We start from the raw sequence: 15714 nt of genomic DNA on the forward strand, positions 1-15714 counted from the left end.
ATTGATAACTTTGTCATTATGAACCACTTTCTTGTGTTTTTAAATCAACCTATTAATTTCCAAGGCGTCTCCCAAGGGTTTGCGACTTCTTTAGTAGGGTTACTACCTTGATTCCACCATTTGGCTTCATATGTCTTTCCTTCATACTTAACTCTGTCTCCACCAACATAAACAGCTGTAGATGACCAGTTAGGGATACCTCCTTCACCAGGTGATGGCGGGGTAGGACCTGAACCTGGCTTGAAATTGCTCAAATCATTATATTTATTGAATGTGCTTGAAAACTCATAGTCTTTTTGAAGAATACTACTACAAGTAATTGATACATATTTAGTTTCACCGCCAGGGCATTGTTTGTCTCTGTTAAGTGACCACATAGATATCATACCTATTGATTTTTGTTTTGCAAAATCTACTGTTTTATTAGCGTCATTAATCGTAAATATTTCAGTTGTTACATCATTCATACCAATCATAGGAGTGGTTCCTATCATGCTCCATAGTTCTGAATCACTTTTGCTAATACCATATTCATTGTGTACAGATTTGAGCTGAGCATGTAGATTAGTTATAGCATCTATTCCATACTGAGCCATTCTACCTTGTGGATTAGGTGCTACCGAATCACCATAATCCATAGTCATCACATTTACACCATCTAAATTAACTTTTTCAGCAAGTAAATATCGGAGTGAATTGATTCCATCTGCAGTTAATCCACTAGGCAGAACAGGTAGTGTATACCAAACTTGTAGCATGTAGTTTTCATTTTTTAGTTCATCTTGTAGCAGTTTTATTGCTTTGCTGTTTCTTACTAATGAGTTTTTATCATTTAGCCAAGCACCTTCTATATCAAAATCAATTCTAGTTAGACCATATGCTTTGATAAATCTCTTATATTGCTCCTTTAAGGTGTTTACATCAGGAGCAGTTACATGTAAAGGTGTATTTGCAGCTCCACCAAACGATACTATGACGTCTCCACCCATTGCACGAATGGATTTTATCTGGTCATTTAATGGACCAGCTTCGCCGGCATAATATGTTCCCCAACTTGCTTTACATAGATTACTACTCTCAGATACAACAAAACCTAGATTAAAGTATGGTACAGATAAAGTGTTTGCCATGTCAGCAAATTTAAGAGGTGGCCATCCTGTGGCATCAACAAAAGGAGCAAAACATTTACTTGGCCATTTTATACCTTTACCAACATCTACATTACTATAATCCGGATAGACGTTAGGTATGTTTTGTGTAGGTGGTTCTTCAGGAGTAGGTATAGGAGTTGGAATAGGGGTAGGTTCTGGGGTAGGTTCTGGAGTCGGCTGTGGAGTAGGTGATGGTTCAGTACCTCCAGAAACTAGTTTCCAAGGAGTTTCCCAAGGATTAGCTACAGGTTTATCAGGAACGTCACCTCTAGTCCACCATTTAGCTTCATAAACTTTACCATTATACGTAACTTGTTCTCCGCCCCAATAAACAATATTACTATTCCATGGATCTATTTTCATAGCATCAAGATAGTTAGTATGTTCATTTAAAGAATTGAGATAATTTGCATAACGCATTCTAGCATAAAAATCCATACGCATGTAGTGTTCTAGCATTAACCCATATATATACGGATGAATCATTATTTATAACCTCCTTCATAAAAATAGTCTTTATATATTTATATGAAGTTTCTAAAAAAACGCTTCAAAAACTATCCAATAAAAGAGTTACGTCAATGCTAAATGAGCTTATTTTCAAGGCTATCTGAATTTAATTGAACTCAGCTATTTTTTTTAATATAAGTTAAAGCATTATTTATTAATTTAAGCCAGTTAATTTAACCATCTTCAGCAGTTGATTATTAATATTTAAAATATAAATTATATACTTTCATTATAAGTGTTTCAGATTATAGAACTAAATAAATTTGAACCAAAAAGTATAATATAGTAAAATAATAGTAGAAAGTAATAGCAAATAAAATATTATATTACAAAAATTGCATATTGAGTTGTAACTAAATATTATCCTAGGAGGTAGATATGGAACAAGAATTAGTCAAACGGAAATTCAGGAAAAAAGTTATTTTCAGGAATATTGGACTATTGATATCATTAGGTACAGTAATAATATTTGCAATACTTGAATATACAGGTGTTTTTAGAGAACCACCAGTGTATTTAACAGTAATAGCAGGATTAGCATTATTTAGCGGATTTTTAATTATGGTGATACCTTGGAGGTGTCCTGTATGTAGAGCATGTCTACCAAACAGACTTGCTGGTAATGTACATAGCTGTCCACATTGTGGAACAGAGTTTGAATAATATTTATTTGCTATTAGTAAGAGAACGATTAATTTAAAAATGTGTAGTATAAACAACCACGGAGCAAAGTATCCGTGGTTGTTTGTTGTTTTAATAAGCTTGGAGAATATTAAGAGTCAAATAATCGGTGTAAACAGCACCAAATGAGTTTTCCACCAAGAAACGGTAAGAGTAATAACCATCAGGTTTAGAACTTAGTTTTATTCTAACTTCTTGCCTATCTGGAGTCGTGTCAGTTACAGCTTTACATACAATAGGATTACCATTTTCATATAAGGTAACCATAGTAGCGTTATATCCCGAGTTAATATACATTATAAGCTCGTAGTTATTACCACTTGGGAAAATACGTGAACTGATACTTGGATTATTTGGAACTCTTGCATTCATTCCTTCAATAGTAATATTATCTACATTACTTAAATCAGATGGATTCGATAGTGGGAATAATGGTGCATCATAATTAGGGAATCCGAGGTTTCTAGCTATAGCACTAGCCATGATTTGATTGTCAGGGAAATCATCGCTTGGATCTGGCGTAGTAGCGTATAATTGCCACATCATCATTCCACCTACATTGTTATCATTGATATATGAACCTACTCGATTTATTTCAGATACAGTCCAGATATGATTACCATAAGCCTCTGGAGGAACATGAGCTCCCATTAAAATACCATTTCCAAAATAGAAATTATATGCTTGTGTGGCTTGTAGTGGATCAAATACTTCTCCAGCATTATAACCCTGTACATTCACATAATCAAGGTCGTCGCCAGCAGTTCTCATCGGATTCAAAAACATACCTGTATTAGCTAGGTTAGCAGGAGGAGCATCAACCCATTGATCTTCACCATACGCACCTACACTAAAAGGAGAAGCTGTTACAATCATAGGTCTAGGAAGAGCCGCTCTTGCAGATTGAATTAGTTCAATATATTGTTGATCTGCTCTACATTTTATAACACCAGAAGCATCAGGAAGGCATCCAAATCCACCGTCAGGCTCAAAGTCAATATCTATGCCGTCAAATCCAAAATCTTGAACGACTGTAACTATAGTATCAATATCCCATTCATCCCATCCAGTATAGGTTTCACCACCTATACTTAAAACTACTTTAGTAGAAGGGTTACGTTGTTTTAAAACTGCTATAGCTTCTTTTAAGACAGAACCATCATAACTAAAAGAAAGACCAGTACCGTCTAAATTTAGGTTTCCAGAGTAAGTCATATCAGGTTTGCCAAAGGAAACTAATACTAAATTAACATAAGAAGGAAGATTAGCTAAGTCAGTACTCATACCTTGATTAGCCCATCTATCACTCCAAGATGCAAAATACCCACCAAATACATTAGGATTGATTTCATTTTGAGTATAATCAACAACAACGTTTACAACAGTGTCTGGTTTTAAATCTACAGAATTCGGAGTTGCTTCACCACTATATATATATTCGGTTGTAACATAAGGTTCTGCTTCAATTAGATAGGACATATCTGCAGGTAAGGTAAATGGCTTTGTTTCACCCCAAGGGATTTCCATTGAGATATCACCTATTGTAATAGTTGGAGTAAATATTGATGGACTAAAAGAAGGCGTATTTACGGTTACTGAGATATCGCCGTATTCAATAGTAGGAGGTATACCATTTAATGTTACATTATTAAAAGCTATAAAAGGATTTGTACTTGATACACTCATACCTATTTGAGCTGATCCACCTGGTGGAATATTACCAGTAAAACTTTCATTTGTCGCTGTTACATGAGAGCCTTCTTGTAGATAAGAAGCTACATTCCAAAAACTAAGGATTTGTTCATCACCAGCAAAGTCAAATTCCATAGTCCAATCGCCTATAGTTTCGTCACCTATATTGTTTATATTTATGTTAACAGTATATCCGCCAGAGTAATTGTTAGCGTCATAAGAGAGTGAGTATTTAATGGCCATTTTATTGCCCCTTTCATTTAAAATAAAATTATTACTATTCCACGATATAATATGCAAATATGTATATATATGTACAATGCATAATAGAATCGAACATGGGTTTGTATAAAACAAGACAATTTGATATAATGTTAATAGTTAAAAGGGAGAGGATTTTTTATGATTTTATTAACATCAACAGGTTTCATTAATCACAAAGTCTACGAAACAATAGAAAAAAACAATAACTAAGTGCATAAATAAAGCTTGTATAATACCAACGGGGATACCTACAAAAGCCAAACATCCTATAGCATTAAGAACTAAAGAGTTTTTGAAGAGTAAAGGTATTGGTGTTGTTGATTTTATTGATGTAGAAAGTCAAAACATATGTGGACTAAGAGAATATGATTTAGTTGTAGTAATAGGAGGAGTATATACTAAATTAGTAAAATGCATGAGGCAATCAGGTGCAGATAGAGTATTAATTGATATGATACAAAACAATAAAGTTATAGTAGGAGCAAGTGCAGGTGCTATGTTGCTTTCAACAGGCAATAAATTAGCAGGTGAGTTTAATAATATAGAAGGGTTACCTGTTGAAGAAGGTTTGGATATTAACGGGCTTAATATGACTTATCACATATTATTTCCCCACTACGATATGTTTGTATCAAAAGTAAATGGTCTAGAAGAAAAGCTTTTAACTTAGAGCAAAATTATAACATAGATATTATACGTTTAAAAAACATGGACTTTATTTATGTTGACAATCAAGGAAATAGTCATTTAATAAATGGTTAAAGAGAGGGATTGGATGATAAGTGCAAAAGCGTTATTAAATTATGATTTAGATACTATACCTAAGTACTTACTTATGAGAGATATAATAAAACTTAGCAAAGATGATAAAATACTTTTAAAAGCAAAACAAGCTTTGTTGGAATCAAAACACATAAAAAATATCACAAGCTTACAGTGGGACGACGGCTCATGGGGACAATTTCACAGTATGAGTCAGTTTTCAAGTTCAAAAATCACAACAGAGCAAGCTATCAGAAGGCTTTTGACAGTGGGGTTAGATATAAACGATGAACCTATAAAAAAGGTACTAGGTTATATGAATAGTTATATGCTTGGTGAGATAGTATTAAGAGACTATAATGAAAAGAAGCATGATTGGGGTTTGTTAACTAAGCTATTTGTTGCAACTTGGATGGTCAGAATAGATACATCAAATGAACTAGCTATAAATATGGCAGAAAAATGGGCTCAAATTATAACTCATGCATTTTCAGAAGATACTTATGATTATAAGGCATATTTAGAGGCTTACAATGAAGTTTTAAAACCGGAGCCTAAGAAGAGTATATGGGGATTTCAAAATTTCTATGTAGTTTCTTTGTTAGCAGGGTATTTGGATAGTGATATTCGATCAAAGTTTTTAGATTATATAATGAATGAAGATAAAGGAATATACTATATTTACAGTAATAATTTAAAGACACCACCTAAAGATTTTTGCTCTAGAGAGGCAAATAGATATATTAGAGCATACGAACTACTTAGTCGATATGAAGGTTGTAAAGACAAGTTTGTAGAGTTTACTAACTGGATAAACAAAAATGTTTCTGAAGATGGCTTTTGGGATATGGGGAAAATTGCCAGAGATAAGATGAATTTTCCACTATCCGAGTCATGGAGAAAAAGTATTAATAGAAAGATAGATTGTACTGTTAGGATAATCAGAATATTGGACAAAATCAAATAACAATATGAGATAAAGAAGATGTTTAAATTGACTAAACATCTTTTTTTAGTATAAAATTGTTAAATCATACGAATACATAACAAATATGAGAGGACTTTCATTGGGAATTAGAAATATTTGAATTTAAGTACTTTGCACTTTAAAATAATAGGAGATATAGGGTAGTAAAAGGCTTTATACAAAAAAGGACAGAATTTATTTCAGTTCCTTTTTTCGCATTTTAGCTAATATATTGATAAAGCAGGTAGTAATTATCTATCTATTTATGATATTAGCTAATTTATCCATATCAAGTATAGTTATATCTCTATCATTTATATGCAATATATTTTGCTTTTGAAGTTTTTTTATTTCTCTAAAAAAGGATGGTCTAGATACATTTAAATGTTCAGCCCATGTTTTTTTTGTAAAAGGTAGGCGTACTGTATTACCATAAGTATGTTCATTCATTAAATAGAGTAAAGAAAAAGCGATTTTTTTCTGTATAGATGAATAACACAATAACTCTGCCTTAAGATTTAACATCAATACTCTATTTGCAAAAGATGATAAGAAATTGTCAAGTAACTGTTTATCAGAAGATAACAACTCCAGCATAGCATTTTTTGATACTAAAAGTATGGTGCTTTCTGTCTCAGAATAAATATTACAAGGATATGTTGATGCTTTAGAAAATACAGAACCTTCTCCAAAGAGATCGCCTGTTTTTTTGTATAGTATGTTGATGATGTTTCCATTAGCAAGATTTTTCTGAACTTCTATACATCCTTCTAAGATAATACCTATATTTTTAGTGGATTGTTCCACGTTGAATATCAAATCATTTTTTTTATAAGAACAAATATTGTAATCAATAGTTGATAGTATTTCAGCTATTTCATTTATGTTTTTACCCTTAAAAAGCACAGTGTCATAGAGATAGTTAGCTATATTTTTCATGAGTACCTCCAAATTTTCAAAAAGTAGCTATAGATACGTGTATCTATATAGTAATTGTACTATAATGTTATAGATATGTAAATGATAAAGATTATCAATATTAAAATGGAGGGTGACATGTATAGCATTGGGATAGATATTGGATATGCAACATTAAAAATTGTCATATTAAATGAAAAAGGTGATATTGTATATCAAGTTTGTACATTTCACCATGGGAATATAAAAGACTTATTAAAAAAAGAGCTAGAAATAACCAAGGAGAAATTCAATGTTTCTAGTTGTTATATTGGATTTATTGGAAGTTATGCAAAAGGGTTTAAAAATCAACTAAATGATTTGTCAGCAGTTATAGAAGGCACGCTATACACAAATAAAGACATTCAATCAATAATTGAGATAGGAGCACAAAGTTCAAGATATATAACAAATATAAGTAATGATAATAAATCAAATATAAAATATGCAATGAATTCTAGCTGTTCAGCCGGTACTGGTTCTTTCTTAGAGGAGCAAGTATCAAGGCTAGGCATCAAACTCGATGAATATTCAGATTATACCTTAAAAGCTACACAAATTCCAAGGATAGCCGGTAGATGCAGTGTGTTTTCTAAAACAGACATGATTCATCATCAGCAAGATGGTGCTAAAGTTGAAGATATTTTGATGGGGTTAGCATATGCACTTGCAAGGAATTATAAATCAAATGTATTACAACGTATGCCTTTAGCAAAACCTATAATGTTTGTGGGTGGTGTTGCGAAAAATGAAGGGGTTATTAAAGCTATAGTAGATATCTTAAAATTAAAAGAAGATGATTTAGTAGTTGAAAAAGAAAGTTCAAATATAGGGGCATTAGGGTGTGCATTATTAGCTAAAGATAAAAATATGGTATGTGATATTAGTGAAGTAGTTAGACAAATAAGCGTACCTAGAGCAAGTGAAGATAATACTAGTGTTCTTAGACCACTAATAGAGTTTGGAGAATATAATCATGAAAATAAGCATGAATGTAAGCTTGCAAAAGGAGATATTAACGGTTATTTAGGGATAGACATAGGATCTACTAGTACTAATCTAGTGTTGATAGATGATATGGGTGATGTTGTAGCATATAGGTACTTGAGAACTAAGGGAAATCCCAGACAAGCAGTAAAGTCTGGTTTAGAATCCTTATATGGTGAGTTTAATGGTAAGTTAAATATATTAGGCATAGGAACAACTGGCTCTGGTAGGAATTTAATAGGAAAAGAACTAAAAGCAGATGTTATAGTTAATGAAATTACAGCTCAAGCAAAAGGGGCTATCAATATAGATGAAGGTGTTGACACTATTTTTGAAATAGGGGGACAGGATTCAAAATATATAAGAATAAAAAATAAAAGAGTAGTAGATTTTCAGATGAACAAAATCTGTGCAGCTGGAACGGGATCGTTTATTGAAGAACAAGCCAAAAAACTTGATATCAATATAGAGGATTATCAAAGTATTGCATTAAAAGGAGAGAGACCAGTTAATCTTGGAGATAGATGTACAGTTTTTATTGAAGGAAATATATCCAAAGCATTAACAAATGGCAAGAGTAAAGAAGATATTACAGCTGGTTTAAGTTATTCAATAGTTAACAATTATTTAAACAAAGTAGTTGCTGGCAAACCAATTGGAGAAAATATCTTTTTACAGGGGGGAATCGCTCACAATCAATCTGTGGTCAATGCTTTTAAAGCTGTTTTAAATAAGGATATAAAAACACCGCCTTTTTTTAGCGTAACTGGAGCATATGGAGTGGCGCTGATAACAAAGGAAGATTTAGAAGATAAGAAAAAAGAAGATAAGGAAGTTAAAGATATATGTAATGTAGATGACCAAATAAACGAGCTATTTTTAAAAGGATACACAGGTCATATAGAGCAAGGGAAAAAGACTATAGGGATACCTAGAGTATTGTTTATACACAAGTTGTTCCCTATGTTTAATGAGTTTTTTAAATCATTAGGTTTTAACGTAATCTTATCTGAAGGAACTAATAAAGAAATAGTAGCGCTTAGTCAAGAGTATTCATTAGATGAAACATGTTATCCTATAAAACTCATAAATGGACATGTTGCAACGCTTATTAATAAAGGAGTAGACTATATATTTTTGCCTAGTCTTTACACTATGAAACACCCAATATCGAAGGCTAGAAAAGATTATGCTTGTGTTTATATGCAAACAGCTCCTTCTATAGTCGAGAAGACTATGAACTTAAAAAATAGAGGGATAAAACTACTTTCACCAGCATTGTCATTTAAATTCGGTAAAAAGTATATCATGCAAACATTATTAGACTTAGGTAAAAGTTTAGGTAAAAATAAAATGCAAACGTCAATAGCTTTGGCAAAAGGTATGAAGCGATTTAAGGAATTTGAGAAGGAAGTTGAAAAACTTGGAGAAGAAGTTATAGATTCTCTAAGAGATGAAGAAAAAGTATTTGTAATAATAACTAGAGCTTATGGGATTGCAGACGAAGGATTAAATATGCAGATTCCTAGAAAATTAAGACAGATGGGACATAAAGTTTTAACACTTTCAAATTTACCAGCACATAGCTATGATTTGTCTGATGATTACAGCAACATGTATTGGGCATTTGGTCAGCATATCCTATCTGGTGCAAAGATAGTTAAAGAAAGTAAAAATTTATATGCAATATATCTAACAAATCATGGATGTGGTCCAGATACAGTTTTAAGTCATTATTTCAAACAAGAAATGGGTAATAAACCATATTTGCATATTGAGGTTGACGAGCATGATTCTAATGTTGGTGTGATGACGAGACTTGAAGCATTTGTAGAAAGTTTAAAAAACAGTGATTACAAAGACGATGAAAAAAGAAAAGTCCATCAAAAGAAAGAAAGTGAACATATAATATTGCCTTATCTATACCCATATAGCGATTTGCTAAAGTCATTTTTTGAAAACAAGGGTTTAGAAGTGAGTTTATTAAAGCAGACAGATAAAGAGTCAATAGAAATAGGTAAAAAACATACAACTTCTAAAGAATATTTATCAATGATGTCATTAATAGGTGATGTATTTTCACAAATAAATAAAATACATGGAAGAGCTAAGATATGGATTCCTCAGACAGAAGGTAGTGAGACATTTGGGCAATATAGTAGAATAATCGAGCAAAAACTAAGATTATCAGGATATGATGATATAGATGTTGAATCACCTTTTATTGAAGATTTGTTAGAAGAAAAAAGATATGGATATAGTTTTGTCCTATTACTTATTGCTGGAGATTTAATTATGTCATCACCAAAAGATTATAGAGATACGTTATTAGATAAAATAAAGAGTAATATAAAATCTGGGACACTTAATGAAAATACGATAATAACTATAGCAGAACGTATTAAACAATTATTATCCAAGAAAAAATATGATAAACATCTATATGCACTTGGAGAGTTAAGTGTAGTTTACAATGATATATTAAATAACAATCAATTAAGTAGTTTAGAGAAAAAAAACAAGATATATTATCAACCTATATCTGAAACATTGTATTTTAGATGGTGTGACTTCTACAAAGATAAAAAACAAAACAATAATATAAAACAAAATCTTTATAGAGTTGAAGACATTATAAAAAAGATCTCAGATACTTTGGGTATATATAGTCCATTTGATAATGATATAGATGAATTGATAAAAGTTGCTGATGAATTATTACCTCTTTACAGTGGAGGAAATGGAAGATATCGAATAACTAAGCAAATGAGATGTACTAATAACATAGATGGAGTACTAGCAATGAGTTCTATGTATGAAAATACTAGCACTATTATCAATCTACTAAAAACAGAAAAGGAAGATATACCGATATTACAGCTGTGTTTTGATGGTAGCTTGCATAGTTCTAATGAAGAAAAAATACAAAATTTTATATATTATATTTAGAATATTAAATTACAACATAAGGAGGATAAATAATGAAAGAAAAATTTATTAAAAACATACCATTTGAAGAGGTGTTAGAGCTTAAAAATTTAGTTGAATATGCAAAAGGAAGAGTTAGTAGCAAGACGCTTGTGCAAAGAAACGATCTTAGTATAACTTTGTTTGCATTTGACAAAGGGGAAGGATTAAGTACTCATTCAGCACCAGGAGATGCCATGATTTATGTTATGGAGGGAAGTGTTAAAGTAACGATAGGAGAAGATACCAAGGTTGTACTAAAAGAAGGTCAGACAGCAGTAATGCCAGCAAATGTACCACATGCGCTAGAGGCAATAGAGAGATTTAAAATGTATCTAACAGTTGTAAAACCTCAAAAATAGACAATAGAATGGAGATTTATATATGGAAGAGAAATTTATAAAGAATATAGATTTTAGTGAAGTATTAGAACTTAAAAATCTAATAGATTATGTTGATGGTGGAGTTGAAAGTCGTACATTAGTACAACGAGAAGATTTTAGTATGACGTTATTTGCCTTTGATGAAGGAGAAGGAGTAAGCGAGTATTCAATGCCAGGGGATACTATGATATATGTGTTCGAAGGTAAGGCGCAGATTACAATTAATGAAGAAAGCAAAAACATATTATGTGAGGGTAAGTCAATAGTTATACCACCAGATGTATTACACAGTATTGATGTTTTAGAAAAGTCAAAAATAATGATAGTAATAGTAAAACCACAGTCATAAGGAGGAATAAAATGCGTAGAATATTAGGTATATTAGTTATAGTATTCAGTTTGACAATGTTGTTTGGTTGCAAGCAAGATGGGCAGGATAAAAACGTAACAAAAGAAAATAAAGAAGAGATAAAGATTGTATTTAGTGGCCCGAAAGCGCCACCTACATTCCCATTGCTTAGAATGATGGATACAAATGCACTTGGAGATAATGTGAAAATAGAGTTTAAGGTATGGAATGGTGTTGAAGAATTATTAACTATTGCAACAAATTCTGATTTTGGATTCTTAGCTATGCCTGTAAATACTGCAGCTAAACTCTATAATAAAGGTGTTGATATTAAGCTAACAAATGTTGATACATGGGGAGTAATGTATCTTGCAAGTACAGATTCTAATTTCAAAGAATGGAAGGACTTAAAAGGAAAGAAATTGTATATACCGTATAAGAGTGCTCCACCTGATATAGTAACACAATTTTTCTTGAAAGAAAATGGTTTAGAGGTTGGAGTTGATGTAGAGCTAGTATATTCTACACCACCACAAATAGCTCAAATGATGAAGGCAGGAAAAATAAAATATGCTGTGAATATCCAGCCATTTATAACTGCAAGTCAAATGGGAAACAAGGATGTAAAAGTAGTGTTTGATTATATGAAAGAATGGAAAAAGGTTAATGGTGGGGAGTATGAGATTCCAAATGCAGGGATAGTAACTAATAAGAAATTTTTAAAGCAGAACAAGGAGTTAGTAGAACTATTTGAATCAGAATATGAGAAAGCCCTAAATTGGGCGTTAGAAAATCCAGCTGAAATGGCTAAATTAACTGAAAAATATCTAGGATTAAATAACAAACTGATAGCTAAATCATTACCTACAGCAGGATTAAACTACAAAACTTCTGTGGATTCAAAAAAGGATTTAGAAAAATACTATGAATTGCTTACAAAATCAAACAAGGAGAGTATCGGAGGGAAAACTCCAGATGAAAACTATTATTACAAGAAGAAATAAAAGTATTTTAAAAACAATCATAGTACTATTAGCGCTTTGGGGTATATTAGCAAAGATGTATTCACCATTAATACTCCCAGGGCCTATAATCACACTGAAAGACACTTATAAGTTATTATTGAGTAGTGATTTTATAGTGCACGTATTAATAACAGTAAAAAGGCTTTTGATAGGCTTAGGACTTGCTATATTTATTGGTAGTATATTAGGTATAGTTATTGGTGAAAGCAAAAAGATAAGAGATTTATTTCAGCCTATTTTCCATCTAGTGCAAGCCACACCACCAATTTCTTGGCTAGCGCTAGCTATGATTTGGTTTGGATTAAATGGACAAGCTACTATTTTTATAGTATTTATAGCCAGTTTACCTATCTTGATAATAAATATTATGGAAGGCTATCAAAGTATAGATAAAAAGTTAATAGAAATGGCACATATATTTACCTTAAATAAGAAAGATATACTTATTAATATTACAATACCGTCTCTAAGATCATATTTTAAATCAGGTGTAACGATAGCTGTTGGACTTGGCTGGAAGCTTGTAATAATGGGTGAGGTTCTTAGTTCCAATACAGGGATAGGCTCTCAAATTACTAATGCAAGACTAAACATTGAGACAGGAAAAGTGTTAGCATGGACAATAATAATAGTTATATTAGGAGGGGTATCTCAAAAGATTATAGATGTGTTATTTAGTTTTAACCGTAGAAGACAAAATCTATTTAAATTAGTGAGGAAAACACGATGATATTACAGTTAAACAAAATAGAAAAAAACTTTGAAAATATACAAGTATTAAAGGATTTTTCATTAGTAGTTAGTAAAAATGAAATAGTATGTATCATTGGACCATCAGGATGTGGAAAATCCACACTTTTAAATATGATATCAGGATATATATATCCTTGTAGTGGAGAACTTGAGAACAAAAGTGATAATATCAGTTATGTTTTTCAAGAGGATAGACTATTACCATGGAGAAATGTATACGAAAATATACAAATTGTAAATAAGAAACAATCAAAAGAACATATCCTATCATTGATAGAAAAGGTTGGTTTAAAAGGGTTTGAAGAACACTATCCTCTTGAACTTAGCGGAGGAATGAGACAACGATGTGCAATAGCTAGGGCGTTTAACTATGATGCTAATTTACTTTTGATGGATGAACCATTTAAATCACTAGATTATAACTTAAGATTTAATATGATAGATCAGTTACTAGAGTTATGGCATACAAAGAAATGTGCTGTAGTGTTTGTAACACACGAAATTGATGAGGCACTTTTATTAGGAGATAGAATAGTAGTTTTATCAAGTAGGCCAACTAAACCTATTAAAGAGATTGATATAGATAAACCTAAAGGAAAAAGAAGCTTAAAAGACAAAGAATTAATAGAAATAAGAAATAAAATTATAGAATGTATTATAAATTAATTTCACTAGAAGGATGTCTTATAGACATAGACATCTTTCTAGTGTTTTTTTAGTACTACTTTTTATCTTTTGACTTTTTTAAACAAAGTATATAATCAGCGCTTACATTGTAAAATTTACAAAGTGTTATGAGATGTTTTATGGGAAGTTCTCTAATGCCTAATTCATAGCGAGAATAGATTTGTTGAGAAGTTCCTAGTATACTTGCAATAAAGCTTTGAGATAAGTCTTGGTCTTCTCTTAAATCTCTAATAATATTATTATAGTTTTTCATAAATACCTCCATAAATATAATTACATACAACCATATGGTTGTGTTGATTTTACATCCAAAAGGTTGTAAAATAATTATAAGCTATATTATCAATTATTATACTTAAAAAAATAATAAGGAGGAAACGATGAAAATAAATAATAAAAAATGTACTATAAGAGATAGAATATACAAATTAAGACAAGAGCTTGAAACAGATTATGAAAAGTATGGACATGTGGATAGCGTAGTAGATAAAAGTCAGAAATTAGATAGATACATATATATAGAGCAAAAGAATATAATAAGTTCTAAAAATGATGAATCTGATTGATAGTATAGTTAGTTTAATGATAGAATGGTTACACAGACATAGTACTCTCAACCGAACATACCAGAGATTATCTATTGCAGGACAAAGTGATGTCAATAAGATGGCTGATATGTTGATGAATCCATATAAACACATGAGTGATATATGGAGGACATACATAACAATAGAGGAAAAACAGGATTTATAAATAATGATTTTAAAGCATGAGGAGAATGATATGAGTATTTTTGATAACTTACAAATGCAAAAACTACCTATAGTTCTTAAAGAAGAAAGCCTATTAAAAAGGTATTACGGATTAGTTCCTATAGCTGATAAGCTTAGCAAGGCAATTATTAATTGTGGAATAAAGGACACACAAACTTTTCTAAAAGTTACAGAAGATGTAGAGGGTATAAATAAAATAATAAATCGAACAGGATTAGAGGAAGATATTGTTAAATTGCTTAGAGGGACACTTATATTCCAAAGATTTAGGACTGTAAAACTAAAAAAAATTGATAGTTTCAAAGAAGAATATGTTAGAAAACTTGAAGCTAAAGGAATCAAAGATAACGGACAACTTATGCTTTTAAGTCAATCTAGATTGAAAAGAAAAATATTATCTGAACAAACGGAAATACCAATTAATGAATTAGATAGAATGATTAGTATTTCAGATTTGATGAGATTACCAGGAGTAAAAAACATAAGGGCAAGCTTATATTTGAATGCTGGATTTAAAAATATTAAACAAATCTCTAAACTACAGCCAATAGATATGATAAATATAATAACTGAGTACATAAACAATAATGGTATATCAAAAAAACCACCTTTACCAAAAGAAGTTTCTACTCAAATACTTTGGGCAAAAGTTTACCCTAAGATAATAGATTAATAATACAAAGGCTTATTTTACAATAATTTAATAAAATATCAACATGCTTTAGCAGTGTTATTTGCGTGTTTTGCTAGAACCTCTAGAAAAAGATAGAAAGAATTATATCTAGTATTGTAAAGCTAATGATACA

At 31.1% G+C, this 15714-nt stretch carries 16 protein-coding genes; 12 read left to right on the forward strand and 4 right to left on the reverse strand.

Annotated features, from left to right (window positions below):
• Window positions 1–44: 44 nt before the first annotated feature.
• Complete coding sequence (locus P3X86_RS14345) at window positions 45–1637, reverse strand: carbohydrate-binding protein (RefSeq protein ID WP_483293393.1); 1593 nt, start codon at window positions 1635–1637, stop codon at window positions 45–47.
• Window positions 1638–2039: 402 nt separating this feature from the next.
• Here P3X86_RS14345 and P3X86_RS14350 point away from each other — a divergent pair, with 402 nt between their 5' ends.
• The gene (locus P3X86_RS14350; protein ID WP_483293394.1) at window positions 2040–2324 is read left to right on the forward strand and encodes a hypothetical protein; all 285 of its coding nucleotides are present in this window, start codon (window positions 2040–2042) and stop codon (window positions 2322–2324) included.
• 90 nt (window positions 2325–2414) lie between these two features.
• On the opposite strand, the gene P3X86_RS14355 is transcribed toward P3X86_RS14350, so the two are convergent.
• On the reverse strand, window positions 2415–4277 hold the full coding sequence (locus tag P3X86_RS14355; protein WP_483293395.1) for a cellulose binding domain-containing protein: 1863 nt from the start codon (window positions 4275–4277) through the stop codon (window positions 2415–2417).
• 250 nt (window positions 4278–4527) lie between these two features.
• Between P3X86_RS14355 and P3X86_RS14360 the strand changes: the two genes are divergently transcribed.
• Both P3X86_RS14360 and P3X86_RS14365 read left to right on the forward strand, forming a co-directional pair.
• Window positions 4528–4968 carry a Type 1 glutamine amidotransferase-like domain-containing protein gene (locus tag P3X86_RS14360; protein ID WP_483293429.1) on the forward strand — a complete coding sequence of 147 codons (441 nt, stop codon included), beginning with the start codon at window positions 4528–4530 and terminating at the stop codon, window positions 4966–4968.
• A gap of 105 nt (window positions 4969–5073) precedes the next feature.
• Window positions 5074–6027, forward strand: a complete 954-nt coding sequence (locus P3X86_RS14365; protein WP_483293396.1) for a hypothetical protein — start codon at window positions 5074–5076, stop codon at window positions 6025–6027.
• Between the two features lie 255 nt (window positions 6028–6282).
• Here the strand turns inward: P3X86_RS14365 and P3X86_RS14370 are convergent, their stop codons facing one another.
• Complete coding sequence (locus tag P3X86_RS14370; RefSeq protein ID WP_483293397.1) at window positions 6283–6966, reverse strand: Crp/Fnr family transcriptional regulator; 684 nt, start codon at window positions 6964–6966, stop codon at window positions 6283–6285.
• 117 nt (window positions 6967–7083) lie between these two features.
• Between P3X86_RS14370 and P3X86_RS14375 the strand changes: the two genes are divergently transcribed.
• The 6 genes from P3X86_RS14375 to P3X86_RS14400 are packed head-to-tail and all read left to right on the forward strand — an operon-like array spanning window position 7084 to window position 14114.
• Entirely contained in the window at window positions 7084–10920 is a 3837-nt protein-coding gene (locus P3X86_RS14375) for an acyl-CoA dehydratase activase (protein ID WP_483293398.1), read from the forward strand.
• Between the two features lie 32 nt (window positions 10921–10952).
• Window positions 10953–11300 carry a cupin domain-containing protein gene (locus P3X86_RS14380; protein ID WP_483293399.1) on the forward strand — a complete coding sequence of 116 codons (348 nt, stop codon included), beginning with the start codon at window positions 10953–10955 and terminating at the stop codon, window positions 11298–11300.
• 22 nt (window positions 11301–11322) lie between these two features.
• On the forward strand, window positions 11323–11670 hold the full coding sequence (locus P3X86_RS14385; RefSeq protein WP_483293400.1) for a cupin domain-containing protein: 348 nt from the start codon (window positions 11323–11325) through the stop codon (window positions 11668–11670).
• Between the two features lie 11 nt (window positions 11671–11681).
• The gene (locus P3X86_RS14390) at window positions 11682–12674 is read left to right on the forward strand and encodes an ABC transporter substrate-binding protein (protein WP_483293401.1); all 993 of its coding nucleotides are present in this window, start codon (window positions 11682–11684) and stop codon (window positions 12672–12674) included.
• Window positions 12646–13425 carry an ABC transporter permease gene (locus P3X86_RS14395; protein WP_483293402.1) on the forward strand — a complete coding sequence of 260 codons (780 nt, stop codon included), beginning with the start codon at window positions 12646–12648 and terminating at the stop codon, window positions 13423–13425. Before P3X86_RS14390 ends, P3X86_RS14395 begins: the two co-directional genes overlap by 29 nt.
• Window positions 13422–14114, forward strand: a complete 693-nt coding sequence (locus P3X86_RS14400) for an ABC transporter ATP-binding protein (RefSeq protein ID WP_483293403.1) — start codon at window positions 13422–13424, stop codon at window positions 14112–14114. Before P3X86_RS14395 ends, P3X86_RS14400 begins: the two co-directional genes overlap by 4 nt.
• 55 nt (window positions 14115–14169) lie before the next feature.
• On the opposite strand, the gene P3X86_RS14405 is transcribed toward P3X86_RS14400, so the two are convergent.
• Window positions 14170–14388 (reverse strand): helix-turn-helix domain-containing protein, encoded by a 219-nt coding sequence (locus tag P3X86_RS14405; protein ID WP_483293404.1) that lies wholly within the window; start codon window positions 14386–14388, stop codon window positions 14170–14172.
• A gap of 127 nt (window positions 14389–14515) precedes the next feature.
• On the opposite strand from P3X86_RS14405, the gene P3X86_RS14410 reads away from it, so the two are divergent.
• From P3X86_RS14410 to P3X86_RS14420, 3 genes are read left to right on the forward strand one after another with little or no spacing between them, the layout of a single operon-like run.
• On the forward strand, window positions 14516–14701 hold the full coding sequence (locus tag P3X86_RS14410; RefSeq protein WP_483293405.1) for a Spo0E family sporulation regulatory protein-aspartic acid phosphatase: 186 nt from the start codon (window positions 14516–14518) through the stop codon (window positions 14699–14701).
• Complete coding sequence (locus P3X86_RS14415) at window positions 14685–14888, forward strand: hypothetical protein (RefSeq protein WP_483293406.1); 204 nt, start codon at window positions 14685–14687, stop codon at window positions 14886–14888. The genes P3X86_RS14410 and P3X86_RS14415 overlap by 17 nt, the downstream gene beginning before the upstream one ends.
• Before the next feature lie 30 nt (window positions 14889–14918).
• Window positions 14919–15581, forward strand: coding sequence for a DUF4332 domain-containing protein (locus P3X86_RS14420; protein ID WP_483293407.1), 663 nt, complete (start codon window positions 14919–14921; stop codon window positions 15579–15581).
• The last annotated feature ends 133 nt before the right edge of the window (window positions 15582–15714 follow it).

The organism is Abyssisolibacter sp. ZYX002, assembly GCF_056892235.1.

What these genes read in the sequence shown, in the direction of transcription:
- P3X86_RS14345 (WP_483293393.1), bottom strand. Translation starts at nt 1,637, where the DNA reads ATGATTCATCCGTATATATATGGGTTAATGCTAGAACACTACATGCGT.
- P3X86_RS14350 (WP_483293394.1), top strand. Translation starts at nt 2,040, where the DNA reads ATGGAACAAGAATTAGTCAAACGGAAATTCAGGAAAAAAGTTATTTTC.
- P3X86_RS14355 (WP_483293395.1), bottom strand. Translation starts at nt 4,277, where the DNA reads ATGGCCATTAAATACTCACTCTCTTATGACGCTAACAATTACTCTGGC.
- P3X86_RS14365 (WP_483293396.1), top strand. Translation starts at nt 5,074, where the DNA reads ATGATAAGTGCAAAAGCGTTATTAAATTATGATTTAGATACTATACCT.
- P3X86_RS14370 (WP_483293397.1), bottom strand. Translation starts at nt 6,966, where the DNA reads ATGAAAAATATAGCTAACTATCTCTATGACACTGTGCTTTTTAAGGGT.
- P3X86_RS14375 (WP_483293398.1), top strand. Translation starts at nt 7,084, where the DNA reads ATGTATAGCATTGGGATAGATATTGGATATGCAACATTAAAAATTGTC.
- P3X86_RS14380 (WP_483293399.1), top strand. Translation starts at nt 10,953, where the DNA reads ATGAAAGAAAAATTTATTAAAAACATACCATTTGAAGAGGTGTTAGAG.
- P3X86_RS14385 (WP_483293400.1), top strand. Translation starts at nt 11,323, where the DNA reads ATGGAAGAGAAATTTATAAAGAATATAGATTTTAGTGAAGTATTAGAA.
- P3X86_RS14390 (WP_483293401.1), top strand. Translation starts at nt 11,682, where the DNA reads ATGCGTAGAATATTAGGTATATTAGTTATAGTATTCAGTTTGACAATG.
- P3X86_RS14395 (WP_483293402.1), top strand. Translation starts at nt 12,646, where the DNA reads ATGAAAACTATTATTACAAGAAGAAATAAAAGTATTTTAAAAACAATC.
- P3X86_RS14400 (WP_483293403.1), top strand. Translation starts at nt 13,422, where the DNA reads ATGATATTACAGTTAAACAAAATAGAAAAAAACTTTGAAAATATACAA.
- P3X86_RS14405 (WP_483293404.1), bottom strand. Translation starts at nt 14,388, where the DNA reads ATGAAAAACTATAATAATATTATTAGAGATTTAAGAGAAGACCAAGAC.
- P3X86_RS14410 (WP_483293405.1), top strand. Translation starts at nt 14,516, where the DNA reads ATGAAAATAAATAATAAAAAATGTACTATAAGAGATAGAATATACAAA.
- P3X86_RS14415 (WP_483293406.1), top strand. Translation starts at nt 14,685, where the DNA reads ATGATGAATCTGATTGATAGTATAGTTAGTTTAATGATAGAATGGTTA.
- P3X86_RS14420 (WP_483293407.1), top strand. Translation starts at nt 14,919, where the DNA reads ATGAGTATTTTTGATAACTTACAAATGCAAAAACTACCTATAGTTCTT.